At 63.6% G+C, this 19,422-nt stretch carries 15 protein-coding genes; 8 read left to right on the plus strand and 7 right to left on the minus strand.

The annotated features are described in order from the left end of the window. Positions 1 to 22 precede the first annotated feature (22 nt). A complete protein-coding gene (locus OIE68_RS19830; protein ID WP_327100853.1) occupies positions 23 to 1,195 on the plus strand; it encodes an FAD-binding protein in 1,173 nt (390 codons plus the stop codon). A gap of 70 nt (positions 1,196 to 1,265) precedes the next feature. Then, positions 1,266 to 2,282, plus strand: a complete 1,017-nt coding sequence (locus OIE68_RS19835; RefSeq protein ID WP_327100854.1) for a hypothetical protein — start codon at positions 1,266 to 1,268, stop codon at positions 2,280 to 2,282. A 70-nt stretch (positions 2,283 to 2,352) separates the two neighbouring features. Here the strand turns inward: OIE68_RS19835 and OIE68_RS19840 are convergent, their stop codons facing one another. Then, positions 2,353 to 4,248, minus strand: a complete 1,896-nt coding sequence (locus OIE68_RS19840) for a type VII secretion target (RefSeq protein WP_327100855.1) — start codon at positions 4,246 to 4,248, stop codon at positions 2,353 to 2,355. Positions 4,249 to 4,537: 289 nt separating this feature from the next. On the opposite strand from OIE68_RS19840, the gene OIE68_RS19845 reads away from it, so the two are divergent. The 5 genes from OIE68_RS19845 to OIE68_RS19865 all read left to right on the plus strand — a co-directional run bounded on the left by OIE68_RS19845 (position 4,538) and on the right by OIE68_RS19865 (position 10,370). After that, positions 4,538 to 4,969 (plus strand): YbaB/EbfC family nucleoid-associated protein, encoded by a 432-nt coding sequence (locus tag OIE68_RS19845; RefSeq protein ID WP_327100856.1) that lies wholly within the window; start codon positions 4,538 to 4,540, stop codon positions 4,967 to 4,969. 70 nt (positions 4,970 to 5,039) lie between these two features. Further along, complete coding sequence (locus OIE68_RS19850) at positions 5,040 to 6,725, plus strand: hypothetical protein (protein WP_327100857.1); 1,686 nt, start codon at positions 5,040 to 5,042, stop codon at positions 6,723 to 6,725. Beyond that, positions 6,725 to 7,003 (plus strand): hypothetical protein, encoded by a 279-nt coding sequence (locus OIE68_RS19855; RefSeq protein WP_327100858.1) that lies wholly within the window; start codon positions 6,725 to 6,727, stop codon positions 7,001 to 7,003. Before OIE68_RS19850 ends, OIE68_RS19855 begins: the two co-directional genes overlap by 1 nt. Further along, positions 7,000 to 10,095 (plus strand): T3SS effector HopA1 family protein, encoded by a 3,096-nt coding sequence (locus OIE68_RS19860; RefSeq protein WP_327100859.1) that lies wholly within the window; start codon positions 7,000 to 7,002, stop codon positions 10,093 to 10,095. Before OIE68_RS19855 ends, OIE68_RS19860 begins: the two co-directional genes overlap by 4 nt. A gap of 17 nt (positions 10,096 to 10,112) precedes the next feature. Next, entirely contained in the window at positions 10,113 to 10,370 is a 258-nt protein-coding gene (locus OIE68_RS19865) for a hypothetical protein (protein ID WP_327100860.1), read from the plus strand. Positions 10,371 to 10,380: 10 nt separating this feature from the next. On the opposite strand, the gene OIE68_RS19870 is transcribed toward OIE68_RS19865, so the two are convergent. The 6 genes from OIE68_RS19870 to OIE68_RS19895 form a co-directional block, all read right to left on the minus strand. Continuing rightward, positions 10,381 to 10,542 (minus strand): hypothetical protein, encoded by a 162-nt coding sequence (locus OIE68_RS19870; protein WP_327100861.1) that lies wholly within the window; start codon positions 10,540 to 10,542, stop codon positions 10,381 to 10,383. Positions 10,543 to 11,001: 459 nt separating this feature from the next. Beyond that, positions 11,002 to 13,338, minus strand: a complete 2,337-nt coding sequence (locus OIE68_RS19875) for a hypothetical protein (protein ID WP_327100862.1) — start codon at positions 13,336 to 13,338, stop codon at positions 11,002 to 11,004. 97 nt (positions 13,339 to 13,435) lie between these two features. After that, positions 13,436 to 13,753 (minus strand): hypothetical protein, encoded by a 318-nt coding sequence (locus OIE68_RS19880; RefSeq protein WP_327100863.1) that lies wholly within the window; start codon positions 13,751 to 13,753, stop codon positions 13,436 to 13,438. A gap of 52 nt (positions 13,754 to 13,805) precedes the next feature. Next, a complete protein-coding gene (locus tag OIE68_RS19885; protein ID WP_327100864.1) occupies positions 13,806 to 14,150 on the minus strand; it encodes a hypothetical protein in 345 nt (114 codons plus the stop codon). 36 nt (positions 14,151 to 14,186) lie between these two features. Beyond that, positions 14,187 to 14,528, minus strand: a complete 342-nt coding sequence (locus tag OIE68_RS19890; RefSeq protein WP_327100865.1) for a hypothetical protein — start codon at positions 14,526 to 14,528, stop codon at positions 14,187 to 14,189. A gap of 313 nt (positions 14,529 to 14,841) precedes the next feature. After that, positions 14,842 to 16,005: an acyl-CoA dehydrogenase family protein gene (locus tag OIE68_RS19895; protein WP_327100866.1), complete on the minus strand. Its 1,164-nt coding sequence runs from the start codon at positions 16,003 to 16,005 to the stop codon at positions 14,842 to 14,844. Between the two features lie 426 nt (positions 16,006 to 16,431). Here OIE68_RS19895 and OIE68_RS19900 point away from each other — a divergent pair, with 426 nt between their 5' ends. After that, positions 16,432 to 18,771 carry a hypothetical protein gene (locus tag OIE68_RS19900; protein ID WP_327100867.1) on the plus strand — a complete coding sequence of 780 codons (2,340 nt, stop codon included), beginning with the start codon at positions 16,432 to 16,434 and terminating at the stop codon, positions 18,769 to 18,771. Positions 18,772 to 19,422 lie beyond the last annotated feature (651 nt).

Here is a 19,422-nt window from a genome sequence, read left to right on the forward strand (position 1 = left end):
CGTCCCACGGGCTGTGCACCGGATGCCCGCCGCGTTTCCCTCCGCACTGCTCGGCTCCGGTCGACCGTTGACGCTGCGCGGTGCGGGTCATTCTTGTGATGGACAGACTGTCACCGACAGTGAATTGCTGGTCACCTACGCACCCGACGCCGCGGTACAGCAGGTGCGTGACCTCGGCGACGGCCTCATCGAGGTGCCCGCCGGAATGGGCTGGTACGGCCTGGAGCGTTACCTGAACCATCGCGGCAGGGCCGTCCCCGTATTGCCCAACTATCTGAACATGTCGGTTGGCGGCACCCTCTCGGTCGGCGGCGCCGGAATCGACTCGCTGCGATACGGCATGCAAGTCGATCATGTGGAGCGGATCCAACTGATCGATGGGACAGGAACCAGCCGCTGGTGCTCGCGTGCCGATCATCCCGAGCTGTTCCGGTTCGCGCTCGGCGGTCTCGGCACGGTCGGGCTGATCGAACGGGCCGTGCTGCGCACTGTGCCATACCTCGGCGAAACCCACGTGCACCGCATAGAGCACGGCACATCAAAGGAGTTCGTCGAGTACACCGAGCGGATTGCGCAGAGCGACGATGTCGACGTCTACTGGGCGACCCTCCAGCGTGGCAAGCTCTTTTCTATTACTGGCTGGCACGGTAGTGGTCTGAGACGTTGTGGCCATAAGAACTGTGCGATTGTGCGCGATCTGCCGGTGCGCAACCACCGCGCAGGGGTGGCGGACCTGCCCTCGGACAGGGTTCGCCTGTGGTCCGATTATGTGGTGCCTGCCGGGCAGTTCGCGGCAATGCTGGCGGCTGTCGAGCCTCTGCTGCGTCGAACTCCGCTGAACCGCGTCCTCACGATGTTGTACATCCTGATCGTGCGCCGCCCTCCCGACGCCACCCCGTTCGCCTTCACCCCGAATGGCACTGTGCCCATCTCGATGGGGCTAGGCGTCTATACCTCGGTCGACCGCGACCCAGGCACCATCGCCGCCACCCGCCACGTACTTTACGACCTGCTGGAACGCTGTTGCGAACTCGGTGGGCGTCCATACCTCTACGGTGTCACCAACCTCGGCGCCGCGCTGGCGGAGCAACTGTACGGAACTGACCTGGACCGGCTTGCACAATTGCGGTCGAAACATCGACTGGAACACGTCAACGCCCACCTCCCACTCGTGCGGGCCGCCGTACCAACCTGACCCGTCGCACGCTGCCCGGGAGGGGAGATACGAAAGGGTGGAGTGTCGGTCGCGATGAGAGGTTGTCGATATGGGAGCTGCCGGAGAATTCCTGGTCAATTTGGCCGAGCGGTTGACACTACGCTGTGACCCGGCGCCCATCCGCGCCATGATGGAACGCGCCTGTGGCGGACAGCTGGCGGCGCTGGCGCCGGATGGACTCAAGGCCAGTACGCTGACCATGTCCGGCGTTCCGTTCGAAGTCAGCGTCAGCGGCGGCCGAGGGGAACTCACACCCGCCATTCGCTATGCCACGGAGACCGCGACACAGGAGATGGAGTTCAGCGCTCGCGTCACTGCGCAAATCGCGGCGATCCGGGATCTTGTCGCATGGTTGCCGAACGGAGATGAGACGGTCGCGGACATGCTGCAGTCCTTCGTCACGACGCTATATCCCGATCCCGCGAAGGTCCCAGCCCGCCACCGGTCCGCCACGTGGATCGGGGTTGTCCATCACACCGCAGCGCCACACCATGCGGTCCGTCTCAAGGTATACGGCGGTCCGACGATCGTGCCCGGGGCGCTGGACCGTTTGTGCAGCACATGGCCCGAATTCGCCGGATTGGCGTCCGTGCCGGATCACGAGGAGCTTATTAAGCCCCAGGGGGTCGCGATCGAGGTGGACGCCCGCGGCGATGTGAACCACAAGATCTACCTGAAGACCTTGCCCAGCAATGTCGCCGTGCCGATGAAACTGGTCCGCTACTTCGGCGATCCGGCATGGGAAGTGCTGTCCGAGCTCGTGCGCTGTGGCGTCCCCGCGGAAGAGCTCCACCGAAACAACTATTTCGTCTGCAGTGCACGAGGTGCAGGTTCCACTGGTTTCGGCCTCACCGTGATGGCGAGGCGACACCAAGACCTGACCGAGCTGGCCTACGAACTCGCATCCAGGCACCACGGCACCACCCATGCCGTCGATGCTCTAGCCCGGGCAGCAGAATCGACCGGGGCAACCTGGCGTTATTCGGCAGTCGGACTGGGCTTCTCCCCCGACCACGGCATTGACAAACTCAACGTCTACGGCACGCCCACCTGGAGTGCCGCCTAGGGAGTGGCCGGACGTCCAGGACGGTGACGCACGCCGTCGAACTTCCGCGTGCGGTCACCGTCCTACGACCTCACTGTCGATCCGGCGCCACGACAGGCGGCGGCGAGGTCGGCGCGACCACGGCGCCCGTCGGCGGCCCGGCCGTAACCGGAGCGCTGACTGCGGGAGCAGTGACCGCTGGCCCGGTGACAGCGGCCCCTGCCGGGCGGGAAACCCGCTCGTCCTCGGCAACCGACACCGCGGCCGGAACCTCCACGAACTGCGGATGTTCCACGATTTGCTCGTGTGCGTAGATCGCGTCGCGCAGGTTCTGCCGCTCCGCCTCCTCGGCCAGCAACAACACCAGCTCGTTGCACCGACGCTCGAAGATCATGTCGCGCAGAGCGGAAGACTCGGTGTCGATCCGCAAGTCGCCGAGTCCGACTCGGCCCACATCGACGCGGCGCGACATCATCGACGCAGCCAACAGATCGTCGGCATCGCGCAGTTCGTCCCAAAGCTGCCGGGATACGCTCTGCCCCGCCGCCACGCTCGCCAGGATCCGCTCGCGCAGTTGCCGCGCTCCGGCGGCATCGGCGCTGGCGGCTATCGACCGGCCGACCCGGGTGTGCGCATCCGTCGCCAATTGCACGCAGCGCTCGCGGACCTGCTGATCCGACACGCTCGCAACGGATTGCAGGGCGGTCGGGGAACCGACCAGACCGAGCCGGTCCGCCGTATCCGGGGTGAACTCGCGCAAGTCGACATCATAGGTCGGGCCGACGAGTCCTTCCATCGCCACATCGCTCAGCTGTGACCGCAGACCGGAATCGATCGGGCCGGAGGAGACCAGCGCCGACAGGCTCGCGTTCGCCTTCGGTCCCCAGGCCAGGCCGAATTCGACCAGTACCCGCGCCGGATCCGACACACTTTCCCACGATGCCGTGCCGCTATCGGTTCCGAGCACTTCATCCCACAGCCATGGCGTCGAGACTTCGCGTGGCAGGAAAAGCCCGGCGGGCAGCCAGCCGCGGCCCTCGTTCGAGGTGATGAATATGCCGGCACCGGCCGGACCGCGCATCACCGCTACCGCCCAGGCCATGCCCACCGGTGAGTCGACGGCCGCGAGCACACTGCTGAGCAGGGTCTTGGCCAGCACCAGATCGTCGTTCACCCCATTGCCCACCACATAGGCCGGTTCGGCCTCTTTATCCTTCGCGGCGGCGACGGCGGAGGCGAACGGTGTGCCCATCGGCACGGGTATCGGCATGCCATTGGCGCCCGAGGTAGGCCCGGCCGGTGGCTGAGCCGAACCGCGATCATCGGTCGGACCGGCGTACACCGGTCCCACGCCCGGACCGGCGCCAAGCGGCCCGGCCGACACCGGAGACGGTGTCGTTCCGCCGGCTGTCACACCGGATGTTCCTGTCGACGTCGACTGCTGGTCCGGGTGCGACACCGCGCCCGGCGTCCCGGGCATGCCGCCGGGTGCCCCGCTCGACGGTGTCGAACCGTTCGATGCAGCGGGTGCCATGGGGGTATCGGTCGACGTGGGTCCGCCGCCTGGCCCGCCACCGGGGCCGCCGCCCGGTCCACCACCGGGCCCGCCGGGCGGCGGGCTGTACTGAGTGTTCGGGTTGACGCCGTTCTGCGTCGGCCCCTCCTGTGGACCCCCGAGGTCGTTTCCGATCCGCCCCAGGTTCGATGCCATCTCGTTGTCGGCATTTTCATAGGAGTCCGCCGACTCCCGCAGCGACTTCGCGGTGTTGAAATGCTCCTGCGCCAGCGCCTTACCGGCCCGCTCGCGGGCACCGTAGTACGAAACAAGTGCCTTGCGGACGGGATCGGCGATGGTGCCGTAGGTCGACTCGAAGCTCGCCAGCCACGCGTGCGGCGGCTCTGACCACGCAAGAGTATCGCGCCCGACCTGGTCATGCTGCAGCGCCAGCTGGCGCAGCACCGCGGGGTCGATATTCACACCGGTCATTGCTCGATCAGACCCTTTCCCGCCGCTGTTCTCAACATTGTCGATCCTTCCCAGTGCTGGGGATTCAGAATCGCGCCGGACCACTGACCGCGAGAATCCGTAAATGTATGCAGCACAAGCTATTTCGTGCTCGCAACTGAACAAACTCCCAGCTACGGGGAAATCCGCATCGGCCGAGTGAGGCAGCCGGTCCATAATCGGCGGACAGTAGTGCCGAGGCGCTGCGGGCGAATCCCGCCGATCGGGTGCCCGACCCGCGCCGACGACTAGTACGAGGTGGGAGCCGGCAGTGGATCAATGGGAACGCGAAAGCCTCCGGTCGGCGAACAACGGCATGCGCAACCAGATCGACTACATCATGGATGTCTACGAGAAGCAGCAAGCCCAGCTCGCCGAGATCCAGCAACAAGTGGACGCGCTGCGCGCACGGGCCAGTTCATCCGATCAGTTGGTCGAAGTGACCGTGGACAGTGCCGGAGTGGTTACCGACGTGCAATTGACCGCGCAGGCGATGCGCGCCAAGCCGGAAAATGTCGGGCGGGCGATTGTCGAGGCCGCACAGGCGGCGGCGCGGTCGGCCCGCTCGCAGCATGATGCGCTGATCGCGCCGATCGTCGATATCACCGAGCTCATGCCCGATCTGCCCGATCTGGTACCAGGGTCGCCGAGCTGGCGCGATGCCCGTGAATCCGCCGAAAACGACGGTCCGCGCGCCGACTGAATACTCCCACCGTTGGGAAGGCTCGGCGGGGCACGTGAGAATTGACCGCAGGGAGGCGTGAGGAGCTCATGTGGCGCAGTCGTTGGATGTCGATGTGGAGCGACTTCGTGCACTGGTGCCGGAATACGAGGACATCGGCGCCGACGCACAGCGCCTACTCGATCAGTTGAAGGCCGCGCTCGCGCGCGAAGGCGAACCCTGGGGCAAGGACACTCCGGGCCAGGCGTTCGCCGAGACCTATGTACCGGATAGAGACAAAGGAATCGCGAGCCTGGCGAAGACGGTCGCGAGCCTGCGCGAAGAGGGCAAGGTCGTCAGCGACCTCCTCGAAAGCTTCGACCGCGAGGATCGCGAAGCCGCTCGTTCGATCAGCGATGCCGGGGACCAGTCGCAGCCCACCAGTCAGAACGTCGCCCCGACCGCACCTACCGATCCGTACTCGCAGGGTCAGCAGACTCCGATCACGACGGACACCACGCCCGACACCACCCAATCGTCGCCCCGATCACAACCCGATCCGGGCTATCAGCCCGCTCCGACTTCGACCCCTACACCAGGGACCTCGGGCACACAGTCTGGCCCCGCGTCCACCGCACCGACCCCGAGCAGCCCGAACGGAAACGGCATGCCCGGCATGGGCAGCCCATTCGGTGAAAGCGCGGGGTCACCGAACGCACGCGATACATCCGGGTCCCGGCCGGAATCGACGCCCACAACAGGTAATTCAGCGCCGCCGACCACTGCCCGACCAACCGTCGACGCTCCAGCCGCCGACCCCAAACAACCGAATACACCCTGGTCGAGAGGTGCGGTCGGTACCGGTTTCACACCGGATGCTCCCGCGCCGAAGGCGGCGGCCGCCGGACCTGCACAGACATCGGCACCGGGCAACGCCACTCCGCGGGTATCGGCACCGTCGAGTGTGCCGCCGCGGATGTCTGCGCCGTACCTGCCCGACCAGCACCAGCAGCAGCAGGCCCGTCCGGCGCCGAAGGCGGCGGGCAAGGCCTTCGGTGCCGAAGGAAAATCCGCCGCGCGCCATCCGTGGGCGGCCGATGGCCTGGCCGGCGGTGAGAACGCACTGCTCGCACGGAAATTGGCCGAGCGACACGATCTCGAGTTGGTCGGCTTCGACGATCCGAGCGTCGACGGGTACACGATCCGAGAGATCGCGGCCGCACTGGACGACGTGCTCACGCAGTACCCGTATGTGGATCTGCGGCAGATTGCGATCGCCGAATCCGCCGACGCGGCCACCCGCCTGGAATGGGACTGGGTCGCGGGGGCCACCGGCCCGGAGCCGTTCACCCGTCGCATCGTGCTCGATACCGTGGTCGCCCGCAATCCTGGGGTATTCGCCGAATACATCCGCAGCGCAACACATTCCGGAAAGCTCGCGCGCGGATCGGACCGGCGGCCGGTGTATTCGACAATGGTCCGCGAACTCGGGCACGCGCTCGATGTCGCGGGTAGCTTCCGCGCCAGACAGGCGGCTCAGGACGCGCTGATCGCCGAGTTCACCCGCACCCGAGGAACCGCACCGCGGGATAAGGCGGACACCGCGTCGAATTCGGAGTACGAGCAGTGGCGCGCCCAGCTGAGCGGCTACGGATTCCACGACGGTCGTTTCGACCCCGGGATGGCGGTGGCGGACGCGTTCACCGAGGTACAGATCAACGGTTCCGAGGCGGCGGCGCCCGCAAAGGTGTTGCACCGCCTACTGGTCGACACCGCACGGAAAACGGCGACGCCGTGATGGCCGGCGGTGGACACACCGCCGAAGCGCGGCAAAGCACCTTCGACTCCGAACTGTCGGCGGCCATCGGCGGTCGGCCCCTCCGGATGCACGTCGGGTTGGGGCCCGACACCGACTCGGCACTGATCACCATCGCCCTGGCCCATCCGGATGCCACCGACGACATGATCGCGACGGCACGTCGGGCATTCGTCACGGAATCGGTTGTCGCCGAGAGCGATACCGAGGTTCCGGAACTGCCCGAGGAACAAATCGACCTACCAGGTGTGTCGCTGTGACACTGACGCTGCCGGCGTTTTTTCCGAAGTGGCTGGTCGAAGCCTTAGCGGGGTACTGGCCGGATTGCGACGAGGATGCGGTGCGCCGCGAGGGTGACCACTGGGCGGCGGGCGGCGACGGCTGCCACAAACTCGCCACACGGCACGATACGGCCTCTGCCACGGAAAAGACTGCCCTCAACGGCTTCAGCGCAGACACGAAGGCGAACAGGAATGTGCAGCTCGGCGACGATCTGCGCAACCAGGCCGAGTACTGCGACTCTATGGCCGAGCAGTGCTATCAGAAGGCCAACGACTGCGAATTCATCAAACTGCAGGTGATCGGAACCGGAATCGCGCTACTGACCCAGCTGGCGGTGGATGCCATGCTGTCCGCACCAGGTGTCGTGAAGGCGGCCGAGGACAGGGCGGCCGCCGAAGCGTCGTGGGCCGCGAGCGCCAGACGGTACTTCGGCAGGGTCAAGAAGGTCGGGCTGGACTGTGCCACCAAGCGCAGGGGTCTGCCACTGGCCAAGGCCACCGCCATCGGGGCCGCGATCGGTGCCGGTACCGGCGCCGCCGTCAACGCCGGTGCCCAGTTCTACCAGAAGGAGGTACTGCATCACCGCGACAAGATGGAATGGGACCTGGTAGGAGACGCCGCGATTATCGGTGGCGTCGCGGGTGGCGTCGGCGCACGAGTCGCCTCGCGGGTGGCTCCCCGGATCAACAAGTTCCTCGGTAAGGCCGCCGGCAAATCGGATTCCAACATCGTCCGCTACGGTGCGCATGTCACCGCGGGGGTGCTGATCGGCGGTGTCGGCGGTGTCGCGGGTGCGGTCGCCGGTGCGGGCGCGGGGATACTCGTCACCGGACATATCCCGGACGGCAAAGAATTGCGAACCGCGGTACTCCAGGGTTTCGTCGGCGGCTTCGTCGGTTCGGCGACCATCTTCGCCCGGCCATTGCCGCCGCGGGTCGTACGGTCCAGTAACAGGACGTCGTCGTCGAACTCCACTTCGACCACGCCGCCGGGCACCACACCGCCCGGCGGTAGTGGACCGCACCCGGGCACAACGCCGCCCGGCACAACACCACCGACCACACCACCTGGTACCACTCCACCCGGCACAACACCACCTGTCACACCTCCGGGCACCACCCCACCAACGCCACCGGGGGTCACGCCACCACCGCACACCCCACCACCACGGGCCACCACACCACCAGCGACGCCAGGCACGCCGCCCGCAACACCAGGCACCACACCGCCTGCCACACCAGGCACGCCGCCCACGACGCCGGGCGCACCGCCGACCACACCAGGCACGACACCACCGCCGACCACAGGCCCGGACGGAACCCCCAGGGTCACACCACCACCCCACGTAGCCCCACCAGCGACACCACCGGGCACCATCACACCACCCGGCACCACCGGGCCACACCCCGGCGGCACCGATCCCGGTTCCAGTGGTCCGGCGAGCGGCAAACCCGCCAAACCGTCGACCGACGACACTGCCGCTCCCGAACGCCGACCAACAGACGACCCCGAGACTCTCGCCCGACCCCCGCGCGAGCCGGACCTTTATGACCCGAATCGCCCGCGCGAGCCAGAGCTTTATGACCCGAATCGCCCGCGCCAGCAGCCGGAAGAAGGGACCCCACCACGCGACCACACCCAGGGCGAAACGGATCCGCCTGAGTCCGCAGGTGCCGTGCCATCGCGCGAGCGCTACGAACTGTACGAGCCGCACGAATTGCCCGATCACCTCAGGCGCTACCTGGGCGAGTACTCCGATCCGCCAGAGCCCCACTCCCCGGCTCGGCCAGTGCCAGGAGGCGAGGAACCACAGGTCACGCCGCAACGACCGCACGGCGAGGAGGAGACTCCGCCACCGGACCACAGACAGGGCGGACGCGATCCGGACGACCCGGGCGCTCCAGTCCCGCTGCATCCCGACGAGACCGCCGCCGATTTTTACAACCCGGAGAACCACTCCCCGTTTGCCTGGCACCCGGACAGGGCCCTACTCGAAGATGCTGTGGCGAGATTCCCCGAAGTCTTCGACCGCCCGCGCACACTCGAGGAATTGCATCAGGCCATAGGTCGGGGGATGTCGTTCGAGGAAGTCCACCAGGCGTTACGACCCGATCTCTCCCCCGAGGAGTTCGAGCGACTCGCATCGTCGGCAATGACATTCGGCGAAGCACATCAGACTCTACGTCCCGACATGTCTTTCGATGAATTCAATGCAGCCGCGCGACCGGATATGTCGTTCGACGAGCTGATGGCGGTGCGCGACTTCTCGTTTCAGCACAATGGAGAGGAAGCACCCCCGCTGTCCCGGGAGAATCTCGAGTTGTTCCTCGACCGCGTGTGGTCGATGGATAATATCCACAGCTCGGACGACGTCTACAGCCTTTACCGTTCCGCATCCGACCTCAACCGGCCGACTAGTTCGCAAGGCTATGTCAGAGAAATGGGAGATATTCTGCGTCACCGGACCGGAGATGGCCAGAGAGCCTTTATCCACGGCGGTCGGGAGTATATATTCCTCACCCCGGAGAACGCCGGAAATGTCCCGCCATGGGAAGCCAGCTTTCTTCGTTTCAACCGGGCGGGTACTGATCCGGACAACGTCAATTACCGCGTCTTTGTCAATCCAGAGGCAGATGCCGCTCCGGCTTTGATGGATGGCATCGTGCGTGAGATAGTCGATCGGCCCGATGACTTCCCTGGTATCCACGGCGCGAAAGTCGCCGGTCCATACCGGCTGAGCGCGGACGGTCTAGTTATTTATGTGAACGATTTACCCGAGGCCTATCGCGTCGTCGACTGGCTGAAGAACTATCAGGGACAGCACCCTGATGCATTCCGGTGGGACGTCCCCGCCTTGTCCAACCAGGTCATGGAGGGCGTCGCGATCGGTGCCTCGACACCGGAAGGTGCCAGCAGCTTCGGCGACGCCCGGTCGAATGCGATCTTCGACGCACTCCAGTCGACCCGCGCCGCCAACGGCGACTTCGCGGCATTCCGCGAAGCAGTGCTGGCGCGCCTGCGAGAGGCCGGAGTGGATCCCGACCTTCCACACGAGAATTACACCCGCTGATCGATGGGGAGGACCAGATGGACCGTCAACAGCGGATAATCGCCGCCCGCGAGATCGTGACAAAGTACCTGCACGGTGAAATCGATCCGGAACGGAATCCGGAAATATTCGACGACGACATCGTGTACTTCGCAGTCGCCCGCCTTGACCACCACGACATAGACTGGTTACTGGCCCAGCTCGCGAATCCGCAATGGCCGCAGAAGATTCGAGCCGAGATCGCGGCGATGATGCCCGGACATCGCACCGAGGCGCAGGCCGCACTCGAGGTTTGAAGCGTCGGCCTCACGCCTCCGGAATCGTCCGCCGCACCTGCGCGCCGCCATCACCATCTGTTGTCTCGAACGCATTCGCGGCGACTGTCGAGTTGTCACCGGTAGCGTTTCGCCCGTCACCCACTTCGGAATAGCCGATTTCGCGCTCGATGATGTATCGACTGGCGAACACCCGGTACGTATTGGCCGCCTTGCCATACCGGGATTCGAACGCAGCCTCCCATTCGGGATCTCCCTCGGCCCGCGCACAGGCAGGAGCGCTGGCGGCGCGGTTGCATCACCCAGTCTGCGCAACTCCTCCGGATCTCGAGCGAATTCCTGGACCATATCTACGAACTCTCCATTCTTGACGATCATGCCGGCGCGGTCACATGCCACACCAACCGAATAGTCGGGGTTGAACACCTCATAGATCAAAATGTGCCAATCGGGCGGGGTGGCTACCGCCTCGGCGTCGTCCGATGTATCCAGATCTGTCACGGCGTCACTCCCGGGCATCTTCTACCGTGCGGTCGAGTCAGGTTGCGGCCACGGCACTTTCGGCAAGGTCGTCTCCTGAACAACGATCCTGTGCTGCCGCAGGGCGTCGAAAGTACTGTCCCGAAATCGCCGCCATAATGTCGCCTGCCACTCAGATCTCCGGCGGTGCGACCGGCGGTGGACCGGCTTGCTGCGGTGTGCTCACGGTCGGCGGTCCCGCCGCAGCGGTTCCACGGTCGGCATCGGAGCCGACATCATTACCCGTCGGATGGAAGTAGCCCGAGAAGTTCCCATACTTTTCGGTCAAGGGGGGGCTGTTGAGATCCAAGGGAATGAGTTGACCTCGATCGAGGATGTGCAGGCCGTTCTCATTGTTGATGATCAGCGCACTGTGTTTCTCCCACTGCACGACATCGCCGGTCTTCAGCTGGGCGACGTCATTGACGGTTGCCCACGGATGGTTCGGCGTCGACTCGCCCGGTGTTCCCGAATATGCCGCCACCGCGTCGAGAGCGGTGTTTTGCTGCTGCTTCTGCAAGGCATCGGCGATCGTCGACGACACTTGTACGGTCGAACCGTCCGGAAACTTGTAGTCCACCATCGCGCCGGGCGTCGTGATCGGAGGGGGAGTACCCGCGTAAGTCGGTGCTGCAACGCCGGGAGGCGCGGCCTGAGCGCCGGAAGCGGCATTCGCCGCTTGGGCGGCGCGGTTCCGCTCACGAGCCCGCTCTCGCTCCTCGCGCGCGTCCCGCTCCTCGCGGCCTCTCTCATCGCCGACCTGAGAGTGGGACTGGTTCGCCTGCGCAAGAGCGCTCATCATAGCCATCGGTCCCATCAAATCGGCCATGTTGTTACCTGTGCTGGCCGCCGGGGTTGCATTGGCAGTCGGCGCGGTCGTGCTGGTTCCCGTCCCAGTGCCGGAGCGGTTCTGCATCGCCGCATTCAGCAGGGCATCGATGTCCGGACTCGAGGCAGTATCACCGGTACCGCTGCCCTGGGTGGGCTGTGTGCTGTCCACCGCACCCTTGGCATCTGTCGGCGTCCCGAGCAGATCGTCGTATGTGGAACCGAAATCCTCGTGAGTACTCTCCGGAGTCGTATTCAGCGGCTGGCCTGTGGGGGCCTCAGGCGGATTTTGAGAATCGGCGGACCCGCCGTTGCCCCCACCATTACCGCTCTGACCATTTCCCGAGCCAGAACCAGAACCCGGATTCTGCTGCCCCTGGCCTTGAGGTGGATTCTGCTGACCACCACCCTGTGGATTCTGCTGCCCCTGAGGCGGATTCTGCTGCCCTGGAGGCACAGGCGGATTCTGAGTCTCAGCTGGAGGCCGGAGGTCTGGCGGAAGTCCTTCGATCAGCCTCGTGTATTCGACGACCTGATCGACGCAATATTTGACGGCACGCGCCATAGGCGGATACACAAGCGTTTCGGATACCTGTTGCTCGCTGGGCGGTTGCGTGCCGGGCGGTATGAAAACCGGAGCAGGGGCCTGCGGTCCTGCCTGTCTCACACGGAGTGTTTCAGCCACAGTTTCATGGGTTTCCTGTATTTTATTGTACATATTTTGATACGTCGCCAGATTCCAGCGAGTGAGCTGGCCGACCCTTTGTTCGAAATGGACATCGTCGGCTTTCCAGAACGCGGCAAGAATATTCAGCTTGAAATTACCGGAATCAGCTGCGTCTTGAGTGGCTCCAGAACCCGTGAGCGTCTCATAAAAATTCTCTGCAAGATTGTTATCGTGCTCATTATTGTCCACTCCCTTTTCCGGAGATATCAGAAGACTGGGCTTTTCGGGCTTTCCCTTTCCCAGTTGATCCGCCAGCGAAGAGAGTTGAGCATTCATGACTTTGACGGCGGTCTGAAAGCCAGGCGAGCCGAGGCCAGGGGGAATTCTGAATTGCAATGGAAAGTCTTTTAAATTGGCTTCCGCCGGGATCTGCGCCTTGTGCCCCGTAAAGGCTCGCATGTCATCATCGTAGGCTCGCTTATCAGCAACGTTGGGAAGCTCCTGATACCATAAGACGGTCGCGTTCGGAGGGCGTTTACCATCCCAGCTTGCAGGATCTACTGGGACTTTTAGCGCTATGAGCTCGCCGTTGTCAGTGAGAACGTACTGCTGCGCACCTTTCTTTTCATTATTCGGATCCTGCCAATCTGGAGTCCACGCGCCACCTTGTTGACCACTACGATCGTCCAACAATTGCGAAGGGATAGTTTTACCATCAGCATCTTGGAGCTCTAGTCGCTGGCGTGTATCGTCCCCGACTTCATCTTCGAACCTGACCGTAGTGGCATAATGATTTGGATCCCCGAAGGAGTTGACTCTGGTGTTCGTGGGTACATGCTCGATAACCAACTGGCCCTCTCGCAAACCCATTCTGTACTCGCCATTTTTAGAGGTCATCCACTGGTTCGGCCCGAGTACATCTTCCCGGTTGATGATGCCGGCGGCAGGTAGATGGTGTTCTTCTTTTTTCGTCACTACAACCCCCGATCACACGCGTGACGCCGAACTACTCGTGCGCCGGGCACAATCATCACCAAATTCTCCTACTCGTACGCCCTTGGACCCTGCGGTCTCATGCCTCCGGCATCGCCCTACGAACCTGTGCACCGCCCTCGGCATCAGTGGTCTCGAACGCATCCGCTGCGGCATACCGACTATCGCCCATAGTGTTTCGGCCATCTCCTATCGTGGTGTAGCCGATGCTGCGATCAGCTAGGTACTGCCGGACGTACATTCGGAACGGGTTGGCAGCCTTACCGAACATGTTCTCGAACTCGGCCTCCCACTCGGGATCTCCCTTGGCCTGTTCATAGGCAGGGGCGCTGGCGGCACGATCGACATCGCCCTGTCTCCGCATACCTTGTGGATCCTGCATGAAATCCTTGACCATATTGACGAACTCCCTCCATACCGGCTGAGTGCCATTTCCTCACACAAATCCCTTAGCTCCCACCGAACTCGGTCTTCTCCTGAAGGGTGTACTCCGCCTCCGTCGGCAGGCCCAACTCGTCGGCGACATAAGGAAAAGCGCCGTTGTACAGCAACTCCGTACGCCGACCTACCCTGGACTTCAGGTGGGCCAGCCGGGCAACCCGGAGCACCTCGCCGGCGAGCCAACTGTCAGTGTTCTGCCACACTTCGTCGCCCAGATGCAGACCGACGATCATGCCGCTGTGGTCACACGCCACGCCAACCGAATAGTCGGGGTTGAAAACCTCGTAGATCAGGTTGCGCCAATCAGGCGGCGCTTCAGCCTCATCGCCATCCCCGGTATCCAGATCCGTCACCGCACTACTCCTGATTCGGACGATCGCATCGACAAGTCACGGGCGCGGCGACGGCACGTCCGGCCATACCGTCTCCTGGACAACAATTTCGTGCTGCCGCAAAGCGTCGGCGGTGCTGTCCCGAATCGCGGCCATGATCTCGTCCACCAACGCCTGGCCGCTCACGAAACTTGCGATCGTTCCGGGCGCGATGTACAGATCAGTCAGTCTGCCCATTCCGTCGATTTCCGGAATCACCCGCGAGGATGGCGAGGGGCGCCGGGCGCGGACTCCGTCGATCCGCTCCAGCATGTCATAGATAACATGCACCAGATTCCGCCCGGATTCCAGTGCCGACACAGTGTCGGGGTGCATATAGCGGCCCCAGTTCTCCGCCACGATTACCGCACCTCCGACACGTGACTGAATTTCCGTCCGACGGTGGATCCCTGACCGGACATTGGGCCATTCACCATGCCCGTCCGGTACTGCTCACTCGGCGAATAAAGCCATTTTCCCTGCCGAATTCTTTGATCCGGAGTCAGGATTCCGCCCTCATTGTCTTCAAGCAGACCACTCTCAGCCATCAGGCCAACCCCATCACTCGGGTGATGCCAAAATATTCCCAAGCCGGGAACAGCGATACCGAATCCGCCTTCCCGGATACACTGATAGAACAGGAGCGCGGATGAAAGTCGCGGAGCCGCACGGTTCAACGCTGTCCAGACGTGAGATGGTTCGCAATGACCGTTCGTTGAATCTGATTTGTACCCTCTCCGATCTGCAGCACCTTGGCCTCGCGAAGATAGCGTTCTACCGGGAAATCCCGTGTGTAACCAACTCCACCGAGCAGTTGGACTGCGTCGGTGGTGACTTGCATGGCGGTGTCGGTGCAGAAGAGCTTTGCCATCGCGGCCTCTTTCGTGAAATCGGCACCGTCGTCACGTCGTTCCGCGGCCGCGAGATAAAGCGCGCGACCGGCCTCGATCTGGGTGGCCATGTCGGCGAGCATGAATCGTAAGCCTTGGAAATCGGCAACCGGGTGGCCGAATTGGCGTCGGGTGGTTGTGAACGCGAGGGCTTCGTCGAGCGCGGCCCGAGCGAGGCCGATGGCACAGGCGGCAACACCGAGTCGCGCGGAATCGAGTGCGGACATCGCAATACTGAAGCCCTGCCCCTCCGCACCGATTCGACTGCTGTCCGGAATGCGCACGCCGTCGAAATGGAGTCGCGTGGTGGGTGAGCCCATGAGCCCCATCTTCTGCATCGGCTCGGTCGCCGACAGCCCATCGGAATCACCGGGCACCAGAAACGCCGTTATGCCTTTGGCTCCGTCGCCGCCGGTACGGGCCAGCACCGTGTAGAAATCGGCCGCTCCGCCATGCGTCACCCAACCTTTGACGCCATCGATGACCCATTCGTCACCGGCGCGCACCGCGCGGGTGGTCAATGCGGCGGCATCGGAACCCGCGGACGTCTCCGAGAGACAGTAGGCACCGAGCAGTCCGCCGGTAAGCATGTCGGGCAGGTTCGCCGCCCGCTGCTCCGCCGTGCCGAATGCGGCGACAGCGTGGCAGGCCAGAGTATGAACGCTGACACCGAGACCAACCGTCAGGTGAGCCGCGGCCAGCTCCTCGAGGACACGTAGGTAGACGGTGAAAGGCTGTGCGCCACCGCCATACTCCGCCGCGAACGGCAGTGCCAACAGGCCTTCCTTCGACAGCAACACAAACAGTTCGCGGGGGAACAGCCCGGCCTCTTCACGCTCGGCCGCCTGCGGCTCGATTTCAACGCACAATTCCCCGATACGGGTGAACAGTTCACCGGCCGGTACTTCAGGTAGTCGAGTGTGTACTCGGGCGAAGGGCTCGGTCACTACATGATCCTCTTCGTAGACAAAGCGTTCCAGGGCGTCATCGATCCACCTCACGAGGTAGGGAACAGTTACACGATGCATTCTCGGTGCAAGTATGCCGACACCCTGATTATCGTCGCCTCAGTCTGACAAAACACCAGCCTCTGGACACTCCCCAACAATGGGAAGTTTGTTAACGGTCCTAGATATCAGATCAGGCTGTTGTCGACACATGAAACCTACTTAAGTATATTTTGCCACTAATATACGGATGCACAGTTCCGGTGGTTGATGCCACAATTCCGGCTGACGCGAGAAACAGCAGCCCAGCGACGGTGATGAAATGCGCTGCGGTGGATTAATCCGTCACTGGAAGGATTGACGGATAAGCCCGTTCCGTGATGGCGGAGCTGACCCAGAAACAACCGTGTTATCGGGTATGTATTCATGACTCTGACAATTCCGGAGGCATTTCCGAATTGGTTGGTCGAGGCCGTGGCGGGGTACTGGCCGGAGTCCGACGAGGACGCGGTTCGCCGCGAGGGCGACCATTGGTCGGATAGTGCCGAAAGCTGCCGTGTGCTGGCCAAGCGGCACGATGTCGCGGCCGCCGCCGAAAGCGCCGCCCTCAACGGCAGCACCGCCGACGCGAAGTCGACTCGGAACATGCAGCTCGGCGACGATCTGCGCAACCAGGCCGCGTACGCCGACGCCATGGCCGAACAGTGTCACAAGAAGGCCAACGATGTCGAGTTCACCAAACTGCAAGTGATCGGCACCGGATTCGCACTGCTCGCACAGCTGGCAGTGGACGTCTGGCTGGCCGCTCCCGGCGTCGCCAAGGCCGCCGAGGACAGAGCAGCCGCCGAATCGTCTTGGGCCGCGGCAGCCCGCAAACACCATGGCAAGATCAAGAAGGTCGGGCTGGATTGCGCCACCAGGCGCAGGGGCTTGCCGCTTGCCAAGGCCACCGCCATCGGGTTCGCACTCGGCGCCGGTACCGCCGCCGCCGTCAATGCCGGTGCGCAGTTCTACCAGATGGAGGTAACGCATCACCGCGACAAGATGGAATGGGACCTGGTTCAAGATGCCGCAATCATCGGTGGCGTCGGCGGCGGTGTCGGAGCGCGATTCGCCGCGCGCGTCGCCCCGGGCATCAACAAGTTCCTCGGCAGGGCCGCCGCAAGATCGGATTCCAACGTCGTTCGATACGGTGCGCACATCACATCCGGGGTGCTGATCGGCGGAGTCGGCGGCGTCACGGGTGCGCTCGGCGGCTTGGTCGCCTCGATACCGGTCACCGGGCATATCCCGAAAGGCGATGAACTGCGCACCACCGTGCTGCACGGTTTCGTCGGCGGCTTCGTCGGTTCGGCCAGTATCTTCGCCCGCCCCTTGCCGCCGCGGGCCACGCCGACCAACACCACGACACCGAACTCCGCTTCCGCCACACCTCCGAGCACCGCACCTGTCATCGGCACCAGACCACATCCGGACACCCCACTACTCGGCATGCCCGACGACCAACCAACCGCCGGACCGCCCCGTGCTACGCCACCGGCAGCACGGCCTGCCGTCCCACCCGCCGAACCGCCCAACGCCGCACCACCTGACGTCCCACCCGCCAACACCACACGACCGCCTACCGCTGCACCTCCGCCAGGCGGTACTGGGCCGCATACAGTCGCCCCACGAGTGCCCACGGCACCCGACGGGACCGCACCGCCGGGCACCACCACGCCCCGGCCCGGGCCAGGACGTGATGGCACCGATACCGGTTCCGGCGGTTCGACACGCGACAAACCCACCGGAACCGAGCGTCGGGGTTCGCAGGGCGACGAGAGAACTCGGCCACCCGGCCGCCCCCAGCGCGAAGGGGATACGGCCGACGCCCCCACGGGCGAGACGGAACCGGCCGCCCCACATCAGAGGACTCCGCCGGATACCCACGAGACCACAGACCTCGTCGACCCGCCGGATTCGAGAACCCCGCCAGAATGGACTCCATTATCCGACCATTCCGATGAAATGGTCGACCCGCCTCTTTGGGCCACGAGGGTCACTGTGGCAGACGCCGAAGGAAACCCGCTCACTGCGAACGCCAACGACCCGCCCCCAGCAGTCCGGGCGGTGGCAGCCGATGAAATCCTGCCCACTGTCGAACCGCAGGGCGACCCGCCGTTCGCAGGACATCCGGACGACCAGCCCGCATCTCGAACCGGAGAACCGGGGAACGAGCCCCGGAGTCCGCTGGGACATCGGCCGCCCGAGGAAACAGATCCGCTACCCGATCTCCCCCAGCCCGAAAGGGAGCAGTCCATGGGGTTGCCGCCCGACCTACGCGACCGCGTGTTCCAAATAATCGGCGAGGACCCGTTTCATGACGCAAGGATAATCCTTGATGCCAAGGAGAAATTCCCCGGAGTATTCGACCGCCCGCGTACGCTCGAGGAGTTGTATCAAGCCCTCGGTCCGGTACCGTTCGAGGATCTTGTGCTGATACGCAACGCTTCCTATTTCCAGAGGATCGATGAACCACCCTATTTCCGGAAGACAGAGGAACCACCTGATCTGTCCCGTGAGAACCTCGAAGGGTTCATCCAGCGAGCGTGGGATGACCGGTACAAGCTTCTCGACGATACCGATTTCTATAGCTTCGGCGGAGTACATTCGGACGCGACCTTCATCTTCGATGCGTTGCATTCGGCTCGCGAGCACGGCATGATCTACGCAGAATTCCGCGAAACCGTCCGACAAAATTTGCCGAGCGCCGCCGATGAATCCTGATCCGCACCAGCGCGGTACAACCATGACCAACGGTGCCGCACATAAGAACGATATGGATGCGCCGAATCTCGACCGTCGCGATATCGAATGGTTATTGACGGAACTCACGAGTCGGCAATAGCCGCAGAAGGTACGTGCTGATATCGCAGCGATGCTGCCCAAGCAGCGCGCCGAGGCCCCGGCCAGCGCTCCAGGCGGGCAACCGCTACGGCGAGTTCCGCGACGCGGTCCTGCACAATCTACTGAGTGCCGGCGTGGATCCCGAGCAACCGCACGAGCGGTACAACCCATGATCAACCGCGCCGCACCTGGAGGACGAAATGGAACGCCGAATCTCGACCGCCATGACATCGATTCGTAGTCGACGCAGCTCAGGAGTCGGCATTGGCCGTGGAAGTAGCCTGAACTCGACTCGACTCGACGCGTTTGTCGCAGCACCAAACTTACTTACGTATATTCCGACCTCGAGATACGGATGCGCCGTGCCGTCGTTCCCCGGAACAATCTCACTGGTACATGAGACGTCAGGTGGGCAAAGTGAGACCAGGTCGACACTATCGATACAGATTCCGGGTAACCGACTTCGACAAAAGAGTCATGCTGCGTGAACCACGCTGTGGTCGGCTGGTCGAGGCAGGGCGCAACCATGGT

This window comes from Nocardia vinacea, from assembly GCF_035920345.1.
Classification (GTDB): Bacteria; Actinomycetota; Actinomycetes; order Mycobacteriales; family Mycobacteriaceae; genus Nocardia; species Nocardia vinacea_A.

What these genes read in the sequence shown, in the direction of transcription:
- OIE68_RS19840 (WP_327100855.1), bottom strand. Translation starts at nt 4,248, where the DNA reads ATGACCGGTGTGAATATCGACCCCGCGGTGCTGCGCCAGCTGGCGCTG.
- OIE68_RS19855 (WP_327100858.1), top strand. Translation starts at nt 6,725, where the DNA reads ATGGCCGGCGGTGGACACACCGCCGAAGCGCGGCAAAGCACCTTCGAC.
- OIE68_RS19880 (WP_327100863.1), bottom strand. Translation starts at nt 13,753, where the DNA reads ATGGTCAAGGATTTCATGCAGGATCCACAAGGTATGCGGAGACAGGGC.
- OIE68_RS19835 (WP_327100854.1), top strand. Translation starts at nt 1,266, where the DNA reads ATGGGAGCTGCCGGAGAATTCCTGGTCAATTTGGCCGAGCGGTTGACA.
- OIE68_RS19830 (WP_327100853.1), top strand. Translation starts at nt 23, where the DNA reads ATGCCCGCCGCGTTTCCCTCCGCACTGCTCGGCTCCGGTCGACCGTTG.
- OIE68_RS19900 (WP_327100867.1), top strand. Translation starts at nt 16,432, where the DNA reads ATGACTCTGACAATTCCGGAGGCATTTCCGAATTGGTTGGTCGAGGCC.
- OIE68_RS19865 (WP_327100860.1), top strand. Translation starts at nt 10,113, where the DNA reads ATGGACCGTCAACAGCGGATAATCGCCGCCCGCGAGATCGTGACAAAG.